This is a genomic window from Nonomuraea sp. NPDC049758, from assembly GCF_040674635.1.
Lineage (GTDB): Bacteria > Actinomycetota > Actinomycetes > Streptosporangiales > Streptosporangiaceae > Nonomuraea.
Genome location: NZ_JBFAMZ010000012.1, coordinates 290,078 through 312,978 on the forward strand (window position 1 = coordinate 290,078; position 22,901 = coordinate 312,978).

Annotated in this window: 21 protein-coding genes; 9 read left to right on the plus strand and 12 right to left on the minus strand. The window is 73.8% G+C overall.

Annotated elements, in window-relative coordinates:
• The first annotated feature begins 3 nt into the window (after positions 1-3).
• Positions 4-2,157 carry a choice-of-anchor J domain-containing protein gene (locus AB0J46_RS30215; RefSeq protein WP_364337623.1) on the plus strand — a complete coding sequence of 718 codons (2,154 nt, stop codon included), beginning with the start codon at positions 4-6 and terminating at the stop codon, positions 2,155-2,157.
• Positions 2,158-2,244: 87 nt separating this feature from the next.
• Positions 2,245-3,756 carry an acyl-CoA synthetase gene (locus AB0J46_RS30220; protein WP_364337624.1) on the plus strand — a complete coding sequence of 504 codons (1,512 nt, stop codon included), beginning with the start codon at positions 2,245-2,247 and terminating at the stop codon, positions 3,754-3,756.
• A gap of 13 nt (positions 3,757-3,769) precedes the next feature.
• Here AB0J46_RS30220 and AB0J46_RS30225 read toward each other — a convergent pair whose 3' ends face one another.
• On the minus strand, positions 3,770-5,383 hold the full coding sequence (locus AB0J46_RS30225) for a benzoate-CoA ligase family protein (protein ID WP_364337625.1): 1,614 nt from the start codon (positions 5,381-5,383) through the stop codon (positions 3,770-3,772).
• A gap of 66 nt (positions 5,384-5,449) precedes the next feature.
• The gene (locus AB0J46_RS30230) at positions 5,450-6,409 is read right to left on the minus strand and encodes a LysR substrate-binding domain-containing protein (protein ID WP_364337626.1); all 960 of its coding nucleotides are present in this window, start codon (positions 6,407-6,409) and stop codon (positions 5,450-5,452) included.
• A 64-nt stretch (positions 6,410-6,473) separates the two neighbouring features.
• Here AB0J46_RS30230 and AB0J46_RS30235 point away from each other — a divergent pair, with 64 nt between their 5' ends.
• Together AB0J46_RS30235 and AB0J46_RS30240 are read left to right on the plus strand one after the other, a co-directional pair.
• Complete coding sequence (locus AB0J46_RS30235; protein WP_364337627.1) at positions 6,474-7,670, plus strand: MFS transporter; 1,197 nt, start codon at positions 6,474-6,476, stop codon at positions 7,668-7,670.
• A gap of 37 nt (positions 7,671-7,707) precedes the next feature.
• Complete coding sequence (locus AB0J46_RS30240) at positions 7,708-8,901, plus strand: S8 family serine peptidase (protein ID WP_364337628.1); 1,194 nt, start codon at positions 7,708-7,710, stop codon at positions 8,899-8,901.
• A 50-nt stretch (positions 8,902-8,951) separates the two neighbouring features.
• Here the strand turns inward: AB0J46_RS30240 and AB0J46_RS30245 are convergent, their stop codons facing one another.
• The 5 genes from AB0J46_RS30245 to AB0J46_RS30265 are packed head-to-tail and all read right to left on the minus strand — an operon-like array spanning position 8,952 to position 14,395.
• Complete coding sequence (locus AB0J46_RS30245; RefSeq protein WP_364337629.1) at positions 8,952-9,911, minus strand: aldo/keto reductase; 960 nt, start codon at positions 9,909-9,911, stop codon at positions 8,952-8,954.
• Entirely contained in the window at positions 9,908-10,780 is an 873-nt protein-coding gene (locus tag AB0J46_RS30250; protein ID WP_357707625.1) for a branched-chain amino acid ABC transporter permease, read from the minus strand. Before AB0J46_RS30250 ends, AB0J46_RS30245 begins: the two co-directional genes overlap by 4 nt.
• Positions 10,780-11,931, minus strand: coding sequence for an ABC transporter substrate-binding protein (locus tag AB0J46_RS30255; RefSeq protein WP_364337630.1), 1,152 nt, complete (start codon positions 11,929-11,931; stop codon positions 10,780-10,782). Before AB0J46_RS30255 ends, AB0J46_RS30250 begins: the two co-directional genes overlap by 1 nt.
• Entirely contained in the window at positions 11,928-13,646 is a 1,719-nt protein-coding gene (locus AB0J46_RS30260) for an ATP-binding cassette domain-containing protein (RefSeq protein WP_364337631.1), read from the minus strand. The genes AB0J46_RS30255 and AB0J46_RS30260 overlap by 4 nt, the downstream gene beginning before the upstream one ends.
• Positions 13,646-14,395, minus strand: a complete 750-nt coding sequence (locus AB0J46_RS30265; RefSeq protein ID WP_364337633.1) for an ABC transporter ATP-binding protein — start codon at positions 14,393-14,395, stop codon at positions 13,646-13,648. The genes AB0J46_RS30260 and AB0J46_RS30265 overlap by 1 nt, the downstream gene beginning before the upstream one ends.
• 185 nt (positions 14,396-14,580) lie before the next feature.
• Here AB0J46_RS30265 and AB0J46_RS30270 point away from each other — a divergent pair, with 185 nt between their 5' ends.
• Positions 14,581-15,930, plus strand: a complete 1,350-nt coding sequence (locus tag AB0J46_RS30270) for an amidohydrolase family protein (protein ID WP_364337634.1) — start codon at positions 14,581-14,583, stop codon at positions 15,928-15,930.
• A gap of 19 nt (positions 15,931-15,949) precedes the next feature.
• On the opposite strand, the gene AB0J46_RS30275 is transcribed toward AB0J46_RS30270, so the two are convergent.
• Positions 15,950-16,786: an aldo/keto reductase gene (locus tag AB0J46_RS30275; RefSeq protein ID WP_364337636.1), complete on the minus strand. Its 837-nt coding sequence runs from the start codon at positions 16,784-16,786 to the stop codon at positions 15,950-15,952.
• 115 nt (positions 16,787-16,901) lie between these two features.
• Here AB0J46_RS30275 and AB0J46_RS30280 point away from each other — a divergent pair, with 115 nt between their 5' ends.
• Positions 16,902-17,729 carry a metallophosphoesterase gene (locus AB0J46_RS30280; protein WP_364337666.1) on the plus strand — a complete coding sequence of 276 codons (828 nt, stop codon included), beginning with the start codon at positions 16,902-16,904 and terminating at the stop codon, positions 17,727-17,729.
• 13 nt (positions 17,730-17,742) lie between these two features.
• Here AB0J46_RS30280 and AB0J46_RS30285 read toward each other — a convergent pair whose 3' ends face one another.
• From AB0J46_RS30285 to AB0J46_RS30300, 4 genes are read right to left on the minus strand one after another with little or no spacing between them, the layout of a single operon-like run.
• Positions 17,743-18,387 (minus strand): response regulator transcription factor, encoded by a 645-nt coding sequence (locus AB0J46_RS30285; protein ID WP_358286154.1) that lies wholly within the window; start codon positions 18,385-18,387, stop codon positions 17,743-17,745.
• Positions 18,378-19,580, minus strand: coding sequence for a histidine kinase (locus tag AB0J46_RS30290; protein ID WP_364337637.1), 1,203 nt, complete (start codon positions 19,578-19,580; stop codon positions 18,378-18,380). The genes AB0J46_RS30285 and AB0J46_RS30290 overlap by 10 nt, the downstream gene beginning before the upstream one ends.
• 32 nt (positions 19,581-19,612) lie before the next feature.
• Positions 19,613-20,407, minus strand: coding sequence for an ABC transporter permease (locus AB0J46_RS30295; protein WP_364337638.1), 795 nt, complete (start codon positions 20,405-20,407; stop codon positions 19,613-19,615).
• Positions 20,404-21,318: an ATP-binding cassette domain-containing protein gene (locus tag AB0J46_RS30300; RefSeq protein ID WP_364337639.1), complete on the minus strand. Its 915-nt coding sequence runs from the start codon at positions 21,316-21,318 to the stop codon at positions 20,404-20,406. The genes AB0J46_RS30295 and AB0J46_RS30300 overlap by 4 nt, the downstream gene beginning before the upstream one ends.
• A 174-nt stretch (positions 21,319-21,492) precedes the next feature.
• Between AB0J46_RS30300 and AB0J46_RS30305 the strand changes: the two genes are divergently transcribed.
• From AB0J46_RS30305 to AB0J46_RS30315, 3 genes are all read left to right on the plus strand, one after another.
• On the plus strand, positions 21,493-21,669 hold the full coding sequence (locus AB0J46_RS30305) for a hypothetical protein (protein WP_358286146.1): 177 nt from the start codon (positions 21,493-21,495) through the stop codon (positions 21,667-21,669).
• Between the two features lie 101 nt (positions 21,670-21,770).
• The gene (locus AB0J46_RS30310) at positions 21,771-22,226 is read left to right on the plus strand and encodes a hypothetical protein (RefSeq protein WP_364337641.1); all 456 of its coding nucleotides are present in this window, start codon (positions 21,771-21,773) and stop codon (positions 22,224-22,226) included.
• 10 nt (positions 22,227-22,236) lie between these two features.
• Positions 22,237-22,899, plus strand: coding sequence for a hypothetical protein (locus AB0J46_RS30315; protein ID WP_364337642.1), 663 nt, complete (start codon positions 22,237-22,239; stop codon positions 22,897-22,899).
• The last annotated feature ends 2 nt before the right edge of the window (positions 22,900-22,901 follow it).

A 22,901-nucleotide genomic window follows, 5' to 3' on the forward strand; every position in this document is an offset into this window, starting at 1 on the left:
TCAATGGCGCGCACCCGAATCATCGGAATCGCTGCCGCACTTCTCTTACTGCCCACGCTGACCGCGATACCCGCGTCGGCCGAGTCCCCGCAGGCGGCCGCGCCGCCGAGCGACGTCAAGGAGCTCACCCGCAAGGACTTCACCCTCGACGGCAAGCCCGTCAAGGTCCCCGCGAAGTACGAGGCCCGCACCACGGCCAAGACCAAGGCCGCCGCCGAGACGCCGCCGGTCGGCACCGTACGGCAGTGGCTGGCCACGGACGACTACAACGGCCGCCTGTACCGCAAGGACTACACGCTGCGCGGCGTCGGCGACAAGATCGAGGTCTGGGTCGCCAACGACCTGGCCTTCCCGGCCGGCGACTGCCGGATGCAGGTGCCCGGGACGACGGAGATCACCGACGCCCAGGTCACGAACCTGGTGCAGCAGTTCGACACGAACATGTTCCCGAAGGAGACCGCGACCTTCAGCACGCCGCCGGACCGGGACGGCACGAACGCCGTGCTCGGCCCCGACGCCAACGGCAACGGCGGCGTCTACACCGGCGCCGGCGACCGCACGGTGACGCTGATCGACAACGTCCGGGACGACAACTACTACACCTTCCCGGCCGCGACCACGTACATCGCGGGCTTCTTCTCCTCCCAGTACAACGAGCTGCTCGACCGCAACGTGATGACGATCGACGCGTTCGACTGGCTGCACAGGACGGGCGCGAACCCGCCGGACAACCCGACCTCCGACGTGTGCACCTCGCGCTCGGCCCGGCCCTTCCAGTACGAGGGCGTCTTCGCCCACGAGTGGCAGCACCTGCTGCACTACTACACCGACCCGCTCGAGACCACCTGGATGAACGAGGGCCTGTCGGACTTCGCGATCTCGGTGACGGGTTACGGCAACCCCAAGGCGACGGTGTTCGAGAAGGGCTTCGACAACCACATCAACTGCTTCCAGGGCTTCGGCATCGTCCAGACGCCGTACAACCCGAACCCGCGCAACTGCGGCGGCCCGCAGAACTCGCTCAACCTGTGGGGCGACGGCGGCAACCCGGACGCGGTGCTGGCCGACTACGGCAACGCCTACTCGTTCATGTTGTTCCTGTACGACCGGTACGGCGCGGACTTCCTGTCCAAGCTGCACCGTGACGGCTCCCTGCAGGGCCTGGCCAGCGTCAAGGCGGCGCTCGGCAGCACGGACCTGTATCAGGTGCTGCACGACTACCAGACGATGGTGCTGGTGGACAAGGTCGTCGGCAGCCGCGGCGTGGTGCTGGGCGTGCCGAAGAAGCGGGTGACGACCGCGAGCCTGAACTCCACGGTCAACCTCGCCAACCCGGCCGCGTACAACACTCCGGGGGCGGCCCCGAACGGCGCCGACTACGTGCAGATCCGCAAGCCGGGCGGCGCGGCGCCGACCTCGCTGTCCTTCCAGGGCGCCAAGACGCTGCCGCCGATCCCGCTGGCCTGGACCGTCGTCTCCGACGACCCCGACCGCGCGGGCAACCCGGTGCTGTGGTCGGGCAACGCCAGCAACCTCAACGTCGCCGCGGTGACCAAGGTGACGGTCCCGGCCGCCGACCCGACGCTGCGCTTCCTCGCCAAGTACGGCGCGGAGTCCGGCTTCGACTACGGCTACGTGATCGTCTCCGCGGACGGCGGCAAGACCTACACCGCGATCCCCGGTGACAAGACGGTGGCCGGCCCGCTCGGCCCGGCCGTCAACGGCACCACCACCGGGTTCCAGCCGCACACCTACAGCCTGTCCGCCTACGCGGGCAAGGAGATCCTCGTCGGCTTCCAGTACGTCAGCGACGGCGGGGTCAACGAGGGCGGCTGGAAGATCGACGACGTCACGGTGGGCGCGACGGCGGTGAGCGACGGGGCCAGCCTGGAGCCGTTCGACTCCCCGACCGAGATCTCGCCGACGCCGGTCAGCAACTGGAACGTGCGTCTGGTCGGCCTGGACGAGCGGCACTCGGTGGTGCTGCAGGCCCAGTTCGACGGCAAGGGCTCGATCAGCCTCAACCGGCTGCAGCTCGCGCCGTTCGCGGTCTTCCCGTCGGTGGTCGCGATCGTGGCCTATGACGAGCCGACCGAGCAGGTCCAGCAGTACGCGCCGTACACGCTGAAGGTCAACGGCGTCACCCAGCCAGGGTGAGCCCGAGGAGGCGTCCGCCGGGGGTCGGCGGGCGCCTCCTTCGTCGGGTACGATCGCCGAACATCATTCGGCATGGGGGTGCCCAGCATGACCACGCGCCAGCACACGATCGGCGACCTCCTGCGGCGCTCGGCCGCCAGGTTCCCCGCCAAGACCGCGGTGATCTACGGCAACGTCCGCCAGAGCTACGCCGATCTCGACCTTGAGGTCAACCGCACGGCCAACGCGCTGGCGGCGCGGGGCGTGGCCAAGGGCGACCGGTTCGCCCTGTTCAGCCATAACAACCATGCCTTCGTGGTGGCCTACTTCGCGCTGGCCCGGCTGGGCGCGATCTCCGTGCCGATCAACTTCATGCTCGGGCCCCGCGAGGTGGCCTACATCCTGGAGCACTCCGGCGCGACGGGGATGCTCGTGGAGGAGGCGCTGCTGCCGGTGGCCGAGGCCGCGGCCGGGCCCGCCGTGCGGGTGCGCGGCGTGATCGGCGCGGCCGAGGGCTGGGAGTCCTTCTCCACCTGGCGCGGCGACGACGCCGAGCCCCAGGTGGAGATCGCCGCCGACGACCCGATCCAGCTCATGTACACCAGCGGCACCGAGTCCCGGCCCAAGGGCGCCACGCTGTCCAGCGGGAGCCTGCTGGCCCAGTACGTGAGCTGCGTCGTCGACGGCGAGATGAGCTCCGACGACGTCGAGGTGCACGCGCTGCCCCTCTACCACTGCGCCCAGCTCCACTGCTTCCTGACGCCCGGCATCTACCTGGGCGCCACCAATCTCGTCCTGCCGGGCGCCGACCCGGCCTCGATCCTGGCCACCATCGAGGGCGAGCGCGCGACCAAGCTGTTCTGCCCGCCCACGGTGTGGATCGCCCTGCTGCGCCACCCCGACTTCGACCGCCGTGACCTGTCCTCGCTGCGCAAGGGCTACTACGGCGCCTCGATCATGCCGGTCGAGGTGCTGAAGGAGATCTCGGCCCGGCTGCCGGACGTGCGCCTGTTCAACTTCTACGGCCAGACCGAGATGGCGCCGCTGGCCACCATCCTGCGCCCCGAGGAGCAGCTGACCCGGCTGGGCTCGGCCGGGCGGCCCGCGCTCAACGTCGAGACCAGGATCGTCGACGACGAGGACCGGCCGGTGGCGCCGGGCGTGGTCGGCGAGATCGTCCACCGCAGCCCGCACGCCATGCTCGGCTACTGGAACGACCCGGACAAGACCGCCGAGGCGTTCCGCGGCGGCTGGTTCCACAGCGGCGACCTCGGTGTCATGGACGCCGACGGCTACCTGTCGGTGGTCGACCGGAAGAAGGACATGATCAAGTCCGGCGGCGAGAACGTGGCGAGCCGCGAGGTGGAGGAGGTCATCTACCAGCATCCGGCGGTCGCCGAGGCGGCCGTGTTCGGCGTCCCGGACGAGCGGTGGATCGAGGCGGTGACGGCCGCGGTGGTGCTGCGCGAGGGCGCGGGGCTGACCGCCGCCGAGCTGAACGCGTTCCTGCGCGAGCGGCTGGCCTCCTTCAAGACGCCCAAGAACGTGGTGTTCGTGGACGCCCTGCCGAAGAACGCCTCCGGCAAGGTGCTCAAACGCGAACTGCGCGACGCCTTCTGAGACCCCGCGCCGGTCACTTGCCGAGCAGGTCGGCGGCCAGTTGCCGGAGCACCGCGCGCTGGACCGTCCCCGTCGCCGTCCGCGGCAGCTCGTCCAGGACCAGCACCTCGTGCGGGAGCCGGTCGGCGGCCAGGCCCTCGCGGCAGAACGCGATGAGCTCGCCCGCGTCGATCGGGCGGCCCGGCCTGGGCACCACGCAGGCGACCGGCCGGTCCGGCCCGTCGGCGCCGGTGTGGGCGACCACGGCGCACTCGGCGACCGAGGGGTGCTCCAGCAGCCGGGCCTCGGCCTCCAGGGGTGACGTCCAGGCGCCGCCCGTCCTGATCAGGTCGCCGGAGCGGCCCAGGAAGCGGTAGGAGCCGTCGGCGTCGCGGGCGCAGGTGTCGCCGGTGCGCAGCCACTCGCCCTGGAACGTCTGGCGGGTGGCGGCGGTGCGGCACCAGTAGCCGGTGGCGATCGAGTCGCCGCGCACGTACAGGTGGCCGGGCTCGCCGTCGGGGACGGGCGCGCCGGAGTCGTCCAGGAGGCGCACCTCGTAGCCGGGCACGACGGCGCCCGAGCCGACCGGGCGCGCCCGGCCCGGACGGCCGGACAGGAAGACGTGCAGCGACTCGGCGGAGCCCAGGCCGTCGATGAGGTCCACGCCGAAGCGGCCGGTGAAGCGGCGGTGGAGCTCGGCGGGCAGCGCCTCACCGGCGGAGACGGCCAGGCGGACCGAGGCGAAGGCGTCCTTGGGGGCCTCGGCGGCCAGCAGCGCGGCGTAGAACGACGGGCCGGCGAAGAACAGGGTGGGGCGCTCGGCCAGCAGGCGTTCGACGACGCCGCCCGGGGTGGGCGCGGCGGGGTCGAGGATCGTGGTCGCGCCCGCGGCGAGCGGCAGGACCAGGGAGTTGCCGAGGCCGTAGGCCGAGAACAGCCGGGCCGCCGAGAGGCACCGGTCCTCGGGGCGCACGCCGAGCACCTGCCGCCCGTACGCCTCGTGGACGTCGCGCAGCGCGCCGTGGCGGTGCATGGCCGCCTTGGGCGCGCCGGTGGTGCCGGCGGTGTAGAGCCACAGCGCGGGCGAGTCGGGCCAGGTGTCGTACGCGCCGGTCGCGCCCCGGCCGGCCTCCAGCACGTCCGACCACAGGCAGACCGGCACGCCGGGCTCGACCGCCGCCGACGGGCCCGCTCCGGTCGCGGTGGCGATGCGCGCGACGTGGCCGGGGACCTGGCTCGCGTCGGTGAGCACGAGCGCCACGACCTCGGGCGCCGACAGCAGCGCCTCCTGCACGGCCGGCTCGAACTCGGGCGCGGAGACCACCACCCGCGCCCTGGAGTCGCGGATCAGCGCGCCCAGCTCGGCCCCGTCGTACAGGGCGGGCACCGGGACGGCGACCGCGCCCATCCGCAGCACGGCCAGGATCGTGATCAGCGTCTCGGGCCGGTCGGGCAGGACGAGCAGCACGCGCTCCTCCGGCCGTACGCCCATCACCCGCAGCCCGCCGGCCAGCTCGGCGACGTGCGTGGCGAGCTGGGCGTACGTCATGGCGCCGAGCGGCCCGGCGACGGCGACGCGGTCGCCGTGCCCGGCCTCGACCAGGCGGTCGGTGAGATGGACGCCGGCGTTGAACGACTCGGCAGGCATGGTCGTCCCCATCCGCAGAAGGGCGTGTGCAGCTGAAGTCTCCATACAGAATCGATGAGCCGTCAACTACTTCTGCGAGGACGGGTGCCGGCAGGGCCGCAACCCCGGGCCGACGTCGGCGGCGCCGGAGCGCACGTGGTCCAGGAAGGCGCGCACGGCGGGCGTGAGCCGGGCCCCGGCGGGCCAGCACGCCCCGATCGTCCGGAACACCGGGGGCGACAGCGGGATCTGCACGACGCCCTCCGCGGGCGTCAGACGGGGCAGCACGGCCACGCCGAGCCCGGCCGCCACCAGGCCGCGCACGGTCTCCGACTCCTGCCCCTCGAAGGCGATCCTGGGCGTGAACCCGGCCGCCGCGCACAGGTCGTCGGTGATCTGGCGGACGCCGTAGCCGTGTTCGAGCGTCACCAGCTCCTCCCCGGCCAGCTCGGCGGGCCGCACCCGGGCGCGTCCGGCGAACCGGTGACCGGGCGGCACGGACAGCACCAGCTCCTGATCGGCGAGCGGGTGCCCGGCCAGGCCCAGGTCGCCGTCGGGCAGGGGCGCGACGAACACCAGGTCGATCTCGCCCTCGGCGAGCGCGCGCAGCATGTCCTGGCGCGAGCCCTGCGCCAGGCTGAACCGCACGCCCGGGTGGCACTCGCGGAAGCCCCGGATCAGCGAAGGGACGAGCGTGCGGCCCAGCAGGTGCAGGAACCCGAGCACGATCCGGCCGCTGCCCGGGTCGATCTCCTCGCGCACCTCGCGGGCGGCCGACTCCATGGTGGCCAGCGCCCTGCCCGAGGCGGCGGCCAGGACGCGCCCGGCCCTGGTCAGGCGGATGCCCCGCCCGTACGGGACGACGAGGGGCGCGCCGACCAGGTCGGCCAGCGCGGCCAGGCGGCGGCTGGCGGTGGGCTGCGGCATGCCGAGCAGCTCGGCCGCCCGGGTGACGTGCCCGGTCTCCCCCACGGCGGCCAGCAGGGCGAGCGTGGGAGCCAGCCCGGCGGCCAGCCGCTCGTCCACGAGCTGGTATTCATCCACCACAGCATGAATTATGGCCTATTTCTGCATTGGACGTATTTATTAGCCTTGCTTAGCGTTTCCAGGCGTGGCGGTCATCGAAGCTCAACGAGTCGGCACCCGGCGGGCCGGTCCGGCCGTGGCGGCGGCCGGCGTCTCCTCCTTCGCCCTGCTGTACGCGCCGCAGCCCGTCCTGCCGCAGCTGGCCGCCGACTTCCGGCTCGACCCCGGCGGCGCGTCGCTGGCCGTCGGCGTGGCCACGGCGGCGCTGGCGGTGGCGGTGCTGCCGCTGGCCGCGCTGGCGGAGGTCGTCGGGCGGCGGCGGATGATCGTGTGGTCCGTGCTGGCCTCGGCGCTGATCGGGCTGGCGCTGCCGCTGGCGCCGACGTTCCCGGTGCTGGTGGCGATGCGGGCGGCGCAGGGGGTGGCGGTCGCCGGGTTCGCCGGGGTCGGGGCGGCGTACCTGGCCGATCTGGTGGGGGCGACGAGGCTGGCCGGGGCGGTGGGCGTGATGATCGCCGGGAACTCGGTGGGCGGGATGCTGGGCCGGCTGGGCGCCGGGTTCGCCGCCGGGCCGTGGGGGTGGCGGGGCGCGCTGCTGGTGGTGGCCGGCGTGTCGCTGCTCTGCTCGGCGTACGCGGCCCGCACGCTGCCCGCCCCGCCGCCCGTCGTACGCGCCCCGCACGCCAGGGGCGGCGGCCGGATCGGGACGGCGCTGCTGGCGCCGTACACGGTGGGGGCGCTGGGCGTCGGCGCGTTCGTCGCCCTCTACAACGCCGCCTCCTTCCGCCTGTCCGCGCCGCCGCTGTCGCTCTCCCCCGCCGTGGCCTCCCTGGTGTTCCTCTCCTACGCCCTCGGCACCGCCTCCTCGGCCGCCGCCGGCCGGCTGGCGGACCGCCTGGGACGCCGGGCGGCCCTGGTCGCCGCCCTGGCCGTGACGGCCGCCGGCTCGGCGCTGACCGCGCTCGGCCCCCTGGCCGCGGTCGTGACCGGGTTCGCCGTGCTGACCGCCGGGTTCTTCGCCGCGCACGCCGTGGCCAACGCGTGGGTCGCCGCGCAGGCCCCGCCGGCCGCCCGCGGGCGCGCCGCCGGGATCTACACCCTGTGCTACTACCTGGGCAGCGGCGCCGGCGGCACGGCCGGCAGCGCCGTCTACGGCGCTGCCGGATGGACCTGGCTGATCGTCCTGACCTCGGCCTGGCTGCTGCTGGCGATCGTGGCCGTGCTCGTCGCGGGCCGGCGGCCGCGGGCTGTTGCCAGGCGCCCCCGGCAGGAGTACGCCTGACATCACAGGGGTGGGCTACTTCCAGGAGGGGAAGACGATGGCCGACCAGTTCATCGTGTTGCGCGATCTGAGCAGGACCCGCATGGCCGCGCCGTTCGAGCGGGCCGCCGCCGTGGCCGAGACGCCGAGCGAGCCGCACGTCGAGGTCACCGGGCTCGGCAAGCGCGAGGTGGCCGACCTCGCGCGGGACCCGTCGGTGGCCGCGGTCGCCCGGCCGATGCCGACCACCGTCCCGGGCGCGCCCGAGGACGCCGAGGCCCCGCCGCCGGCGGCGGAGGCGGGCGCGCAGGTCACGTGGGGGGTGCGGGCGCTGGGCGCCGACGCCTCCACCCGTACGGGGGCGGGGACGGTGGTCGCCGTCCTCGACACCGGCATCGACGCCACGCACCCGGCCTTCACCGGGATGACGCTGGTGGAGGAGGACTTCACCGGGTCGGGCCGCGGCGACAAGGTCGGCCACGGCACCCACTGCGCCGGCACCGTCTTCGGCCGCCCGGTCGACGGCATGCGCATCGGCGTCGCCCCCGGCGTCGAGCGGGCGCTGATCGGCAAGGTGCTCGGCGACGACGGCAAGGGCTCGACCGCCGCGACGGTCAAGGGCCTGCTCTGGGCGCTCGGGAACGACGCCGACGTCATCACCATGTCGCTCGGCATCGACTTCCCGGCCGCCATGCGGCAGCTGGAGGAGCGCGGGCTGCCGCAGTTCCTGGCCACGTCGATCGCGCTGGAGTCGTACCGGGCCACGTTGCGGCTCTACGACTCGCTGATGCGGATGATCGCGGCCAGGGCGGCGTTCGGCGCCGGCACGATCGTCGTCGCGGCCACGGGCAACGCCAGCCACCGGGAGCTGCGGCCGGACTTCGAGGTCGGGCCGGAGCTGCCGTCGGCCGCCGAGGGCATGATGGCCGTGGGCGCGGTGCAGCGGCTGCCGTCCGGGCGGCTGGCGGTCGCGCGGTTCTCCAACACCTTCCCGCAGGTGTCCGCGCCGGGCGTGGACGTGGTCTCGGCCCGTACCGGAGGCGGGCTGACCAGCAAGAGCGGCACCAGCATGGCCGCGCCGCACGTGGCCGGGGCGGCGGCGCTGTGGTGGCAGGAGCTGCGGGCGGCCAGCGACGGCGCGCGGGCCGCGGCGGTCACCGGCAGGTTGCTGCTGACCGCCGCGACGGACGTGTTCGTCCCGGACGCCGACGTCGCGGACCTGGGCGCGGGGCTGGTCCAGGCGCCCCGCTGAGCCGGCAGGCAGCCCGGCACGGTTTTCCGGCCGCGGTGGCCGGGAGACCGTCAGGGGCCTTCGGGATCCACCGTGTCGGCGTCGGCCCAGAACGGCGCGGCCAGCTCGCGCAGCCGCGCCGCGCCGACCCGGTCGAGCAGGGCGAGCGCGCCCGCGTTGTCGGCGAGCTGGGCCGTGCTCGTGACGCCGAACAGCACGCTGGCCACCGCCGGATGGGTGAGGCAGAACGCCACGCACACCTGCGCGGGCGTCGCCTCCAGCGCGGCCGCCACCTCGGCCAGCCCGGCGGCGGCCGTCGCGGCCCGCGCGCGCACGCCGCCGGGGTCGGGGAAGACCGGCCGGGCGGGCCTGTCCCTGCCCGCCAGCAGCCCGCCTTCGAGCACGTCGCTGGCCTGCAGCGAGACGCCGGCGTCGAACACCTCGGAGAACGGCACCCCTTCCGGGATCGAGCGGCGGCACGGGTTGTACTTGAGCTGGGCCAGTTGCGGCCCCGGCGAGCCGAGGTCGCGGGCGTGGTTGCGGACGGTCAGGATCGAGGTGGCCGACCAGTTGTTGACGCCCCAGCAGCCGAGCAGCCCCTCGGCCTCCAGCTCGGCCAGCTCGCGGGCCAGGCGGCGCAGGTCGAGGTCGTCCCGGTGGACGTCGCCGACCACGGCCAGGTCGGCGTGGTCGGTGCCGGCCCGCAGCAGCGCGCGTTCGAGCTGGTCGCGCAGCGGACGCCCGGGGTGGTCCTCGAGCCAGAGCTTGACCGAGAGCAGGTAGTCCTCGCGGGCCAGGCCGGCGGCCCTGACCATGGCCGAGAAGAGCACGTCGGTGAAGACCGGCCGCTGCCCGGGCAGGCCGTAGACGCCCACGTCGAACAGGTTGACGCCGATCTCCACGGCGTGCCGCAGCAGCTCGACGGCCGCGCCGAAGTCCATCCGGTCGTAGGTGTGCCAGGACCCCAGCGACAGCACCGACGCCTCGGGGCCGTGCGCGCCGATCTGGCGCTGGGGGACCTTGACCGTCATACGTTCGCCTCCGAGTCCCAGACCTGGTGGCGGCTGCGCCACCACAACAACGCCACCATCACCAGGAACGGCAGCACCCCGCGGTACTGCTGGACCGCCTCCAGCGAGGCCGTCACCCCTTCCAGGCAGCCCAGCAGCAGCCCGCCGGCCAGCGTCAGCCACAGGCTGCTGAACGCCCCCACCATGGCCACCGCCAGCGCGGTCGTGACCAGGTTGCCCAGCGTGGAGAAGTCGCCGCCGAGCCGCGGCGCGACCAGGACGATGACCAGCGTGCTGACCGCGCCGATCGCGACCCAGACGGCCAGCGCGAGCCGGGGCGCGGGGATCCCGACGACCTGCGCGGTGGCCGGTCGTTCCGACAGCGCCTGGAGCCGCAGCCCCACCCGGGTGCGCCCGAGCAGCAGCCCCACGCCGACCGTGATGAGCACCGCGAACGACAGCGACACCAGCACCGCCTGCGGCACGACCACCTCGCCCACGGTGAAGGCGGGCGCGTCGAACGGCTGCGGGAAGCGCCGCGCGCCGCTGGTGTTGTTGCCGAACAGCCGCAGCCCGACCGACATCAGCGCGACGAACACCGCCACGGTGACGGCCGCCTTGGTGCGCAGGTCGTGCTCGCCGAACCAGCGCACCAGGCCGAGGCCGAGCAGCGCCGAGACCAGCCCGCCGGCCAGCGCCCCGAGCGGGAGCGCGAGCCAGACGTTCAGGCCGGCGTCGGTGAGGGTGACCATGACGAAGGCCCCCATCGCGCCCACGGCCGCCATCGCGAAGTTCACCACCGCGACGAGCCGGTAGGTCAGGACCACGCAGAGCCCGAGCAGCGCGTACACGCCGCCGCTGGTCAGGCCCGCGACCACGGAGTCGAGCATCAGCCGTTCCGCTTCGGGACGATGAAGCCCTCGGGCAGCACCGTCCACTTGCCGTTCTCGGCCTTGACGAAGCGGCTGCCCTCGATGGGGTTGTGCGTCTGGCCGGGGCCGAACACCCAGGGCGTGCCGACCATGGGGTAGGTGATGGGCTGCATCGACTTGAACGCCTTGGTCACCGACTCCCGGGTGACGTCCCCCTTGATCGTCTTGAGGACCTGGACGAACACGTCGGCCGCCATCACCCCGCCCTGACTGAACGCGGTCTTCTGGATCTTGTTGTCGTTGACGATCTTCGCCCACCGCTCGTTGCCCGGCAGCGTCTCGTCGGTGTACGGCTGCCACTCGGTGCCCGCCTGGGCCTTCATCCCGGCCGGGATGAGGGCGGCGTTGGCGTCGGTGTAGGCGTTGGCCATGAGGATGAAGTCGACGTCCTGCATGCCCTGGGTCTTGGCCTGGGCGAACCAGGGCCCGACCTGGGCGTTGTAGACGACCGCCTGACAGCCGCCGCTCTTGAGCTTGACCAGGTACGGCGTCGGGTCGCCCTGCCCGACCGAGGTGTCCTTGACCGCCAGCGTCTTGCCGGTGATGTCGCTCCACTCCTTGATGGCCGCGTCGATGCCGCCGCCGCTGCCCGGCAGCACGGTGAAGGCCAGGCACACCTTGTCGTGCCTGAGCGTCTCGGAGGCGTAGTAGAGCATCGCGGTCAGCAGCTTGAACGGGCCGGGGTTGACCGGGGCGATGTTCGGGCTGGTGAAGCAGGCCGGGTCCACGCCCACGGCCGGGATCGAGACGATCTGCGCCTTGCTGTAGGTGGCCCGGTTGAGCCCGCAGTCCACGGCGCTGGAGGAGCCGACGAACGCGACGACCTCCTCGGAGTCGATCAGCTCGCGCGCCGCCTCCGTGGAGCGCTGCGGGTTCATCGCGTCGTCCTTGCTGATCAGCTCGATCTTGCGGCCGTTGATCCCGCCGGCCTTGTTGACCTCCTCGAAGACGGCCTTGACCGCCTGCGGCACCTCGGGGGTCTGGAACAGGCCGGTGACGCCGTTGACGGCGCCGACCTTGATGGGCCCGTCGGTGCCCGAGCCGCCGGAGCAGGCCGTCAGAGCGGTCAGCAGGCCGAGGACGGGCAGGGCCACGAGTACGCGTTTCACGATGTCTCCTCCAAGACGGTGCCGAGGTAGGCGGCCCTGACGGCCGGTGCGTCCAAGACGTCGAGCGTCGGCCCCGAGGCGATCACGTGCCCGAAGTCCAGCACCGTGACCTGGCCGCAGGCGGCTCGTACGAGATCCATGTCGTGCTCCACCAGCAGGATCGACACGCCGAAGCGGGCCGGGACCTGGGCCAGGCGGTGGCCGAGCCGCAGCGACTCGGCGGCGGACTGGCCGGCGGCCGGCTCGTCGAGCAGCGCGACCTTCGGCCTGGCGGCGATCGCGGCGGCGACGTCGAGCAGCCTTCTGGTGCCCGCGTCGAGGATCGAGACCGGCACCTCGCCGGGCGGGCAGCCGAAGAAGCGCAGCACCTCCGCCGCCTCCTGCCCGGGCAGGCGCCGCCCGGCGACGATCGCCAGGTACTCCTCCTGCGTCAGCTCCGGCGCGATGGCGGTGGTCTGGAACGTGCGGCGCAGCCCGCGCCGGGCCCTGACGCTCGGGCTGAGCCGGTCGAGTGGCTGCCCGGCGAGCACGACCGAGCCCTCGTAGCGGGCGGCGAAGCCGGTGACCGCGGAGATCAGCGTGGACTTGCCGGCGCCGTTCGGGCCGATCAGGCCGCAGACGCCGAGGGCGGGCACGGTCAGGTCCACGCCGTCCAGGGCGACGACCTGGCCGAACCGCACGCTCAGCCCGCGGATCTCCAGCACGTTCCCCTCGCCCGCCGCCGGAGGAATCGGGGCGGGCTCCTCGGCGGGCGCGGCGGACGCGGCCTCCAGCAGCGGGCGGGCGGCCCGTTCGCGCCTGCGGGCGCGGGTGAAGTCGGTCTGGCTGACCCCGCTGCGCAGGGCGAAGATCGCCATGACGCCGAACAGGATGCCGCCGAGGTCCTGCGGCAGGCGCAGTTTCTCCAGGACCGTGGCCATGACCGCGCCGAAGATGCCGCCCAGGACGGCGCCCTCGGTGTTGTGCGGCCCGATGAGCACGGCGACCGCGAACAGCGCCAGCGACTGCATCATCGCGAAATTTCCGGATACGACGAGGCCGAGCTGCCCCGCCATCAGCCCGCCCCCGATGCCGGCTATGAACGCGCTGATGGCGAAGGCCGTGAGCTTGCTGCGGGCCACGGAGATGCCGTGCGCCGCCGCCGCCCGCTCGGAGTGCCGCAGCTCCAGCCACGACCGCCCGATCCTGGTCCGGTTGACCAGCGCCAGGCCGATCGCGATCAGCACGAACACGGCCATGGCCAGCACGAAGTACGCCGCGTCGGAGGCGAACGGCTCCGGCCGGACGAGCGTCTTCAGCTCGGTCGTGCCGGGGAACTGGTTGGCGTTCAGCACGATGTCGGTGGAGACGGCGAAGCCGAGCGTGACGACGGCGAGGTTGACGCCCCGGATGCGCAGCGCGGGCAGCCCGATCGCGACGCCCACCGGCACGGCCGCCAGGCCGCCGAGCACCAGCCACAGCAGGAAGCCGCCGGGCGCGTCGGCCAGGTTCAGCCGCAGCACCACCCAGGCCCCGATCGCCGCGAACGACATCTGGCACAGCGACATGACCCCGGCCCGCCCGACGATCACGCCGTAGCTCTGCATGAGCACGCCGCTGACCACGGCCGCGATCGCCAGGTAGATCCAGTACGGCGGCAGCACCCAGGGCAGCACCGCGCACGCCGCGACGGCCAGCCCCAGCCCGGGACCCCAGGTTCTCAGCAGCGCGTTCATCAGCTCCCGCCTTCCGTGCCGGCCGCCCGGGCGAGGCCGTCGTCGGTGACGGCGCCGAAGTAGAACTCGTGCAGCCGGTCCTGCGCCCCGCGCAGCTCCTCGCACGGGCCCTCGAAGACCACCCGGCCCTTGCGCAGCACGTACGCGCGGGCGCCGATCTCCAGCGCCAGGTTGGCGAACTGCTCGACGAGCAGCACCCCGATGCCCCGCTCGGCCAGCTCCCGCACCGAGCCCATCAGGCGGCGGACCACGACCGGCGCGAGCCCGAGCGACATCTCGTCGATGAGGACGACCTTGGGCCCGGCGATCAGCGCCCGGCCGATGACGAGCATCTGCTGCTCGCCGCCGGACAGGTTGGCGGCCGGCAGGGTGCGCCTGCGGTCCAGCTCGGGGAAGATGTCGTAGACCATGGCCGGGTCGCCGTCGCCGGAGACCAGCAGGTTCTGCTCCAGCGTGAGCGTGCGGAACACGGTGCGGGCCTGCTCGGCGTACCCGAGTCCGGCCTGGGCGCGGCGGTAGGTGGGCAGGCCGGTCAGCGGCGTGCCGGCGAGGGTGACCGTGCCGGCGGCGGCGGGGGCCAGGCCCGCGATGCCGTCGAGCAGGGTGGTCTTGCCCGCGCCGTTCGCGCCGAGCAGCACGGTGACCGTGCCGGGCGCGACGCCGAGGCTGACCTCGTGCACGACGGGCACCTCTCCCCTGGAGACGCTGAGGCCCCGTACGTCGAGGACGTCGTCCGCGGGAGCGCCCATCAGCGGCTCCGGCGGCGGTCGTCGGCCGCGGCGGCCTGCGGCGCGTGCGCCGGTCCGCGAGGGGCCTGATCGATGATGCGCCGTGCCTCGAAAGGTAGAGGCATCGTCACCTCCCGGCACGAAATCGTATCTGATTCCATGTACGTTATGCGGATGGAAATGAGAGTGTCCAGAGCGGAGCGGATATGAAATCTGCGGCTGACAACAGGTCGGCGGATCTGGTCATGACCGGCGGCGTCGTCCACACGATGAACGCGTCCGGCCATCTCGCGTCCGGCATCGCGATCAAGGACGGACGCATCGTCAGGGTCGGCACTCCACTGCAGGTCCAGGCCATGGTGGGCCCCGGGACGCGGGTCGTGCGCCTGCGCGGCAGATCGGTGCTGCCCGGCATCAACGACAGCCACCTGCACGGCGCGTGGCTCGGCCTGCGCTGGCCCGACCTCCTGCTGGACCGCCTGACCGGCGCCGCCGACCTCGTCCCCGACTCCCGGCTGGGCAAGCAGGAGGAGCGGCGGGCGGCGATCCTGCGCGCCGGCGACCTGCTGGCCTCCCTGGGCATCACCAGCTACACCGAGCCCGGCCTCGGCCCCTGCGAGCACGACGGCGGCGGGCGCTTCGGCGTCGAGGTCCTGCGCGAGTACGCCGGGATGGCCGCGCGGGGCGAGCTCAAGGCGCGGGTGCGCGCGTTGCTGCTGTTCGCCGAGGTGGACGGGCGCAGCTCACTGCCCGACCTGGTCGCCGGGCTGCGCGACCTGACGCCGCCCGCCGAGGTGCCGGGCTGGTTCAAGGTGGCCGGGGTGAAGATCTTCGCCGACGGCATCCCGCCGATGCGCACGGCCTGGAGCGACGAGCCGTACGAGGACGGCACGCACGGCGCCCCGCTGGTCGAGGGCGGCTCGGAGGACGAGCGCGAGACCGCCCTGACGACCATGATCGAGACCGCCGCCGCGGCCGGGCACCAGGTCGCGGTGCACGCCACCGGCAGCCGCGCGACCAGGACGGTCACCCGCGCCCTGGCCGGAGTCCCCGGGCGGCGCCACTACCTGGTCCACGGCGACGTCCTGCATCCGGACACCCTCAAGACGATGGCCGCGGCCGGCATCGGCCTGACCACCCAGCCGGGCATCGCCGCCGCCGCCTCCCCCATGCTGCGCGACGCCCTGGGCCAGGCCGCGCTCGGGCACGCCTGGCCGGTGCGGGACGCGCTGGCCGCCGGCGTGCGGCTCAGCCTCAGCTCCGACGCCCCCATGCTCACCCCCGACTGGCGGCACGGCGTGGCCGCGGCCGCCACCCGGTGGGCCGTCGAGGGCGCGCGCGACCAGCGGCTCGCCCTGGACCAGGCGCTGCGCGCCTACACGAGCACCCCGGCCTGGCAGGAGGGCGCGGAGTCGTGGAAGGGCTCGCTGGAGCCGGGCAAGGTCGCCGACCTGTGCGTGCTCGACGACAGCCTGCTGGACGCGCACCCGGCCGACCTGCCCGAGGTGCCGGTCGCGATGACGATGGTGGACGGCAGGATCGTCTACGAACGCTGACCGGGGGCCGCTCCTGGAGTCACAGCTCCACGTGGTGGTCGGGGTCGCCGCCGAGGCGGCCGCCGCCGCCGCCCAGGGCCGAGATGCGCGCCATCTCCTCGGCCGACAGCTCGAAGTCGAAGACCTCCAGGTTGTGGCGCATCCGCCCGGGGTCGGCCGACTTGGGGATCGGCACGGCGCCGAGCTGCACGTGCCAGCGGAGCACGACCTGCGCGGGGGTGCGGGCGTGCGCGGCGGCGACCGCGGTGACGGCCGGGTCGTCGAGCAGCTTGCCGCCGGCGCCGAGCGGGCTCCACGACTCGGTCGCCACGCCGTGCCCGGTGAGCCAGGCGAGCAGGCCGGGCTGCGGGAAGCCGGGGTGCAGCTCGACCTGGTTGACCGCGGGCCACACGCCGGTGGCGTCGACCAGCCGCTCGATCTGCTCCGGGGTGAAGTTGGAGACGCCGATCGAGCGGGCCAGCCCCTCCTCGCGCAGCCGGACGAACGCCTTCCAGGTGTCGACGAACAGGCCGTGGCCGGGCAGCGGCCAGTGGATGAGGTAGAGGTCGACGTGGTCGAGGCCGAGACGGGACCGGCTCTCCTCGAACCCGCGCAGCGCCAGGTCGTAGCCGTGCTGGGCGCCGCGCAGCTTCGTGGTGACGAACAGCTCCTCGCGCGGCACGCCCGACTCGGCGACCGCCGCGCCCACGCCGCGCTCGTTGCCGTAGCTGGCGGCGGTGTCGATCAGCCGGTAGCCGAGCGTGAGCGCGTGGCCGACGGCCTGGTGGGCCTGGCGGTCGTCCATCGGCCAGGTGCCGAGGCCCAGGCGCGGCATGGCGCGGCCGTCGGAGAGCACGAAGGTCGGCGCGGTCGTCATGGCGGTCCTCTTCCGGGTGCGGGCAGGTGACGTACCTACCCGCCGCCGGGATGATCAACCTGCCGGTGGACCCCGCGCCACGTCGCGGCGCGGGCGGCGTACGATCCGAGACGTGATCACCGCTCCCCGCCTGCTCGCCGTCAGCGACCTGCACGTGCACCATCCCGACAACCGCGCGTTCGTCGAGGAGCTGCGCCCCGGGTCGGACGGCGACTGGCTGCTCGTCGCGGGCGACGTCGGCGAGCTGACGACGGACATCGCCTGGGCGTTGCAGCTGCTGGCCGACCGGTTCGCGAGGGTGGTCTGGGCGCCCGGCAACCACGAGCTGTGGACGCCGGCCCGCGACCCGGTGCGGCTGCGCGGCGAGGAGCGCTACCGGTACCTGGTGGAGCTCTGCCGCGATCTCGGCGTGCTCACGCCGGAGGACCCGTACCCGGTGTGGGAGGGGGCGCGCGGCCCGGTCACGGTGGCGCCGCTGTTCGTCCTGTACGACTACACCTGGCGTCCGGAGGGCGCGACCACCAAGGAGGAGGCCCTGCGCACGGCCTACGACGCGGGGATCGTCTGCACCGACGAGGTCATGCTCCACCCCGACCCCCACCCCGGCAGGGACGCCTGGTGCGCGGCCAGGGTCGAGTACACCGAGGCGCGGCTGGCCGCCCGGCCGCCGGGGCTGCCGACCGTGCTGGTCAACCACTATCCGCTGGTCCGCGAGCCGACGCGGGTGCTCACCCATCCGGAGTTCGCGCAGTGGTGCGGCACCGAGCGCACCGCCCGCTGGCACCTCGACCACGACGCCGCCGCCGTCGTGTACGGCCACCTGCACATCCCGCGCCTGACCCACCACGACGGCGTGCCGTTCATGGAGGTCTCGCTCGGCTATCCGCGCGAGTGGCGGCCGCGGCCGAACCCGCCGGCGCTGCCCCGCGTGATCGACGTGTGAACGCCGGCCCGGGTCAGCCCTCCAGGTAGCGCAGGATCGCCAGCACCCGCCTGCTGTAGCCGGTGTCGCGCGGCAGGTCGAGCTTTTCCATGATGGCGTTGACGTGCTTCTCCACGGTGGACGCCGAGACGTGCAGGCGCTCGGCGATGGCCGCGTTGACCAGCCCCTGGGCCAGGTGCGCCAGCACCTCGGACTCGCGCGGGCTGAGCCGGCTCAGCGGGTCGGCGTGGCTGGTGCGGGCCAGCAGCCGCCGCACCACCTCGGGGTCGAAGGCCGTGCCGCCGGCGCGTACGCGGTCGAGGGAGTCGAGGAAGTCGGCCACCTCCGAGACCCGGTCCTTCAGCAGGTAGCCGAGCCCCTCGGCGGGCCCGGCCAGCAGGGTGGCGGCGTAGTGGGGCTCGACGTACTGGGACAGGACGAGCACGCCCACCTCGGGCCACCGCGCGCGGATCTCCAGGGCCGCCCGCAGCCCCTCGTCCTTGTGGCCGGGCGGCATGCGCACGTCGATCACCGCCACGTCGGGCCGGTCGTCGGCGACCGCGGCCAGCAGCGCGGGCGCGTCGCCCACGGCCGCGACGACCTCGTGCCCGGCCTCGGCGAGCAGCCGGGTCAGGCCCTCGCGCAGCAGCACGGAGTCGTCGGCCAGGATCAGCCGCACGGCGGCTCCTTGGGCAGCGTGGCGACGATCTTCGTGGGCCCGCCGGGCGGGCTGTCCACGGTGAACGCGCCGTCGAGCGCCAGGACCCGGCGGGCCAGCCCGGACAGGCCGCCGCCCGCGGGGTCGGCGCCGCCCCCGCCGTCGTCGGAGATCGCCACGCTCACCGTCCGTTCGTCCTCGCCCACCACGACCAGGATGTCATGGGCGCGGGCGTGCTTGACCGCGTTGGTGATCGCCTCCCTGGTCACGAAGTACAGGGCGGTCTCGATCTCCGTGGCGGGCCGGGCCGTCAGCCCGTAGTGGACGGTGACCGGCACGGCGGCGCGTTCGGCGACCCCGGCCAGCGCGGCCTCGATCCCCAGCTCGTCCAGGGCGGTGGGGTAGATGCGCCAGGCGACGCTGCGCAGCTCGTCCAGGAGGCGGCGGGACTCGGCGTAGGCCTGGTCGACCAGCTCTGCGGTCCGGTCGTGGTCGCGGCCGTGCCGGGCCCGGCCGAGCAGCATGGCCAGGGCCACGCCGCGCTGCTGGACGCCGTCGTGCAGGTCGCGTTCGATCCGGCGGCGCTCGTCGTCCACGGCCCGGACGATGCCCGAGCGGGTCGCGGTCAGCTCGGCGATGCGGCGGCGCATGAGCTCCCGGCCGCCGGGGCCGAGGAAGTGGGCGGCCAGGCGGCGTTCGAGCACGCCGGCGGCCAGGGCGAGCAGCGCGGTCACCGTCAGCAGGGCCACGCCGCCGGTCAGGCCGAGCATGCCGCCGGTGGTGACGAGCCGGACGCCCGGCAGCTCGACGGGGACGGGGTCCGAGCCGCCGGTGATCAGGTCCCACGCCCCGCCGCCCAGCAGCAGGCCGCCGACGAACAGGGCGACGGCGCAGCCGTACCCGCCGAGCACGCCCAGGGCGGCGCGGGCGGCCAGGTAGGCGTAGCCGCCGTCGCGGGTGGGGGCGGGGTGGCCGAACCACCGGGTCAGCCGGGCGCGTTCGAGCGCCATGAGCCGCGCCGCGCCGCGCCGGGCCAGGGGGCGCGCGGCCGGGACCAGCCAGGCGGGCCAGGCCACGCAGAGGAAGGCCAGCTCGACCGCGCCGAGCGCCATGCCGGCCAGCACCCCCACCAGCGCCTTGACCGCCCGGCTACCGGTGTTCTCCCGGTTGTCCGGCATGAGCCCGAAGCCGGTGTTCTCCCGGTTATCTGGCATGGGCCCGAAGTTGTCCGACACGGGCCCGAAGTCTAGGCGTCGCGGCGGCGCAGCACGGCGTAGCCCGCCGCCAGCGCCGCCGCCGCCCAGCCCAGCAGCCAGGCCAGGCCCTCCCCCGCCGAGTACGGGACGGGCCCGCCGGTCAGGTTGTCCACGCTGCCCATGAACGCCAGCCCGGCGAACGTCGGCATGCGCAGCGAGGCGTCCAGCGCCGCCTGGCTCCCGGTCATCAGCAGCACCAGCGGCAGGCCCAGGAGCAGCATGAACACCACGGTCAGCGTGCCCGCCGCGCTGCGCATCGCGGCCCCGCAGCCCAGCGTCGTCACCGCCACCAGGGCGAAGAACACGCCCGCGCCCGTCACGTCCCGCACCGCCTCCCCGAACGGCAGCACGACCAGCCCGCCGAACGCGTCGGCCTGCAGCACCACGTAGACCGCCACCGTCGCCACCGCCCCCGACAGCACCCCGGCGGCGAACATCACCGGCGCCACCACCAGCGCCTTGGCGGCCAGCACGACCCCGCGCACCGGCGTGGCCTGCAGCGTGACCCTGATGCCGCCCGAGGAGTACTCCGACGTGATCGCCAGCATGGCCAGGGCGACCAGCGCGAACTGCACGAACGACGTGGCCGACACCACGGACTCGCTCGCCGTCACCCGCGCACCGGGCACCCCCTCCCGCACCGCGTCGGTGGCCGCGGCCGCGGCCAGGGCCACGGCGGTCAGCACCATGAGCGCCGCCGCGCCGGCCAGGCACCACCACGTGGACCGGACCGACCACAACTTGCCCCACTCGGCCCGTGCCGCCTGCCACAACGCCGCCGTCACGCGCCCGCCTCCGTCGTCCCGTACTCCACGCTGCTCTCCGTCAGCTCCTGATAGGCCTGCTCCAGGGACGCCTCCCGGGTGCGCAGGCCGTGCAGCCTGATCCCGGCCTCGTAGGCCAGGTCGCCCACCCGCTCGACGGGCGCGCCGGTGGCGACGACCTCGTTCTCGGCGACGCGCTCGGCGGCGATCCCGGCCGCGCGCAGGCGTCCGGCCAGCTCCCCGGCGTGCGGGGTGCGGGCCAGCACGGCCGTCAGCGAGCTGCGCCCGATGACCTCGGCCAGGGGCGCGTCGGCGATCAGCCGGCCCTTGCCGATCACCACCAGGTGATCGGCCGTGAGCTGCATCTCGCTCATCAGATGGCTGGAGACGAACACCGTGCGGCCCTCCGCGGCCAGCGACCGCATGAGCCGGCGCACCCACCGCACGCCGTCGGGGTCGAGCCCGTTGACGGGCTCGTCGAACAACAGCACCGCCGGGTCGCCGAGCAGCGCGGCGGCGATGCCGAGCCGCTGGCTCATGCCGAGCGAGAGCGCCCCGGCCCGGCGGCCCGCCGCGCCGGCCATGCCGACGCTCTCCAGCACCTCGGCCACCCGCCGCACGGGGATGCCGTTGCTGCGGGCCAGCGCGGTCAGGTGCGCCCGGCCGCTGCGCCCCGGGTGCAGCGCCCGCGCGTCGAGCAGCGCGCCGACCGTCCGCAGCGGGTTCCTGATCCGGTGGTACGGCACGCCGCCGACCAGCGCCGTGCCCGCCGAGGGCCGGTCGAGCCCGAGGACGAGCCGCATCGTGGTGGACTTCCCCGCGCCGTTGGGACCGAGGAACCCGGTCACCGCGCCGGGTCTGAGCTCCAGCGACAGGTCGTCCACCGCCGTCCGGTCGCCGTACCGCTTGGTCAAACCCCTCAGACTGATCACGAGGGTCAACGCTAGGCAGCCGGGGTGCGGGCCACCATGGGGTCCGGCCGCCGACCTCGATGGCGGAAAACCGGAACAGACCAGGTCGCGGCGCCGTCCGGCCGGGGCGAGCGCGCCCAAACAAGACGATGCCGTTGCCCCGCGTTGACGTGCGGCTCACTACGGTTGCCGAGCATGACCGAAGACAAGAGCCGGAACCGGCGGCGGATCAGCATCGACGAAGTGGGCCTGGAGAAGCGCAGGTCCGCGATCCAGGCGCTCATGGAGCAGCCGCCGTCACCGGCGTCCGAGCAGGTGGGCGTCTTCGCCGAGGCGAACGCGCCGGGCGCGGCACAGGGCGACCTCGGCTGAGCCGCGCCCGGCGCGGCCCCGGGTTCGGCAAAGCGGCGGCGCGTCGCGCCGCCGCTCCCGGGTCCGGGATGTCACGCTCGCCGGGAACGAGGAGTACCGCCATGAGCAAAGCCGGGCAAGGGCCCGAGGCGCATCCTCTCCTGGTCAAGCTGCTCCAGGAGGGTTCCCCGGACACCATGACGTTCTGGGGCTACGTGGGCCCGCCGTACCAGGACGGATGCGTCACGCTGTATCCCAGCCTGGAGGATCTGAACTCGGCCCTCGACATCCCGCTGAGCGACGTCCTGCACATCGAGGACGTGCCCGAGGGCATCCTGCTCTTCGGCGCGAAGGTGTTGTGGGTACGCCGGGACGCCAAGGTCGTCCGCCGGCAGGCCGGCACGGCAGAGGCGTCGCTGACCTCGGAGGCCGCCGAGGACGCCGGGGAGATCCGGACGGGCCGGCTGCACCTGCGGGTCAAGACCGAGCGCGCCGACTGCCACAGCCCCTGCATGACCTGCCGCGACTGCAGCAGCGTGTGCGTCTCGTCCTGCCGCGTGAAGTCGTCGCCGGAGTAGGGGAACCGCGATGATCACCGACACCGCGCTCGCCGCGCTCGACCACCAGGCGCCCTACCTGCTCGAACGGCTCGTCAAGGAGCGCGTCGCCGCGACGGAGGAGGAGGCCGGGGAGCTGTTCGCCGAGGCGAAGAAGTACCTGGTGCTCACGCAGGTCGACCGGTCGCGGATCTGGACGATGCACTCGACGCGCGTCGACGACGCCTGGCATCACTTCATCCTCTTCACCGGCCTGTACACCGAGTTCTGCCGCACCTACTTCGGCCGGTACGTCCACCACAGCCCGAGCAACGACCCCGGCACGCGGGACGAGCCCGCCGAGGAGACGCCGGCGGGCACGTTCGCCGAGTTCCGCGACCGCTACGAGGAGCTCTTCGGCTGCCCGCTCCCCGACGTCTGGTACGACCATCGCACCGTCACGCTGACCCGCCGCGTGGTGAACGAGCGCGCCGGGCTGCTCACCACCCGCCGCGACGGGAACCAGGTCGAGTTGCTCTCCCCGTCGGGCGAACCGCTGGTGGCCGCCAACATGATCGCCTCGCCCGCGCTGGAGTTCGTGGCCCGCACCGGCGCCTTCTACGTGCGGGAGCTGCCCGGCGGCCTGACCGGGCAGGAGCGGGTCGCCCTGGCCGAGGTGCTGGTCGAGCAGCGGATCCTCAAGGTGAGCGGCTAGCG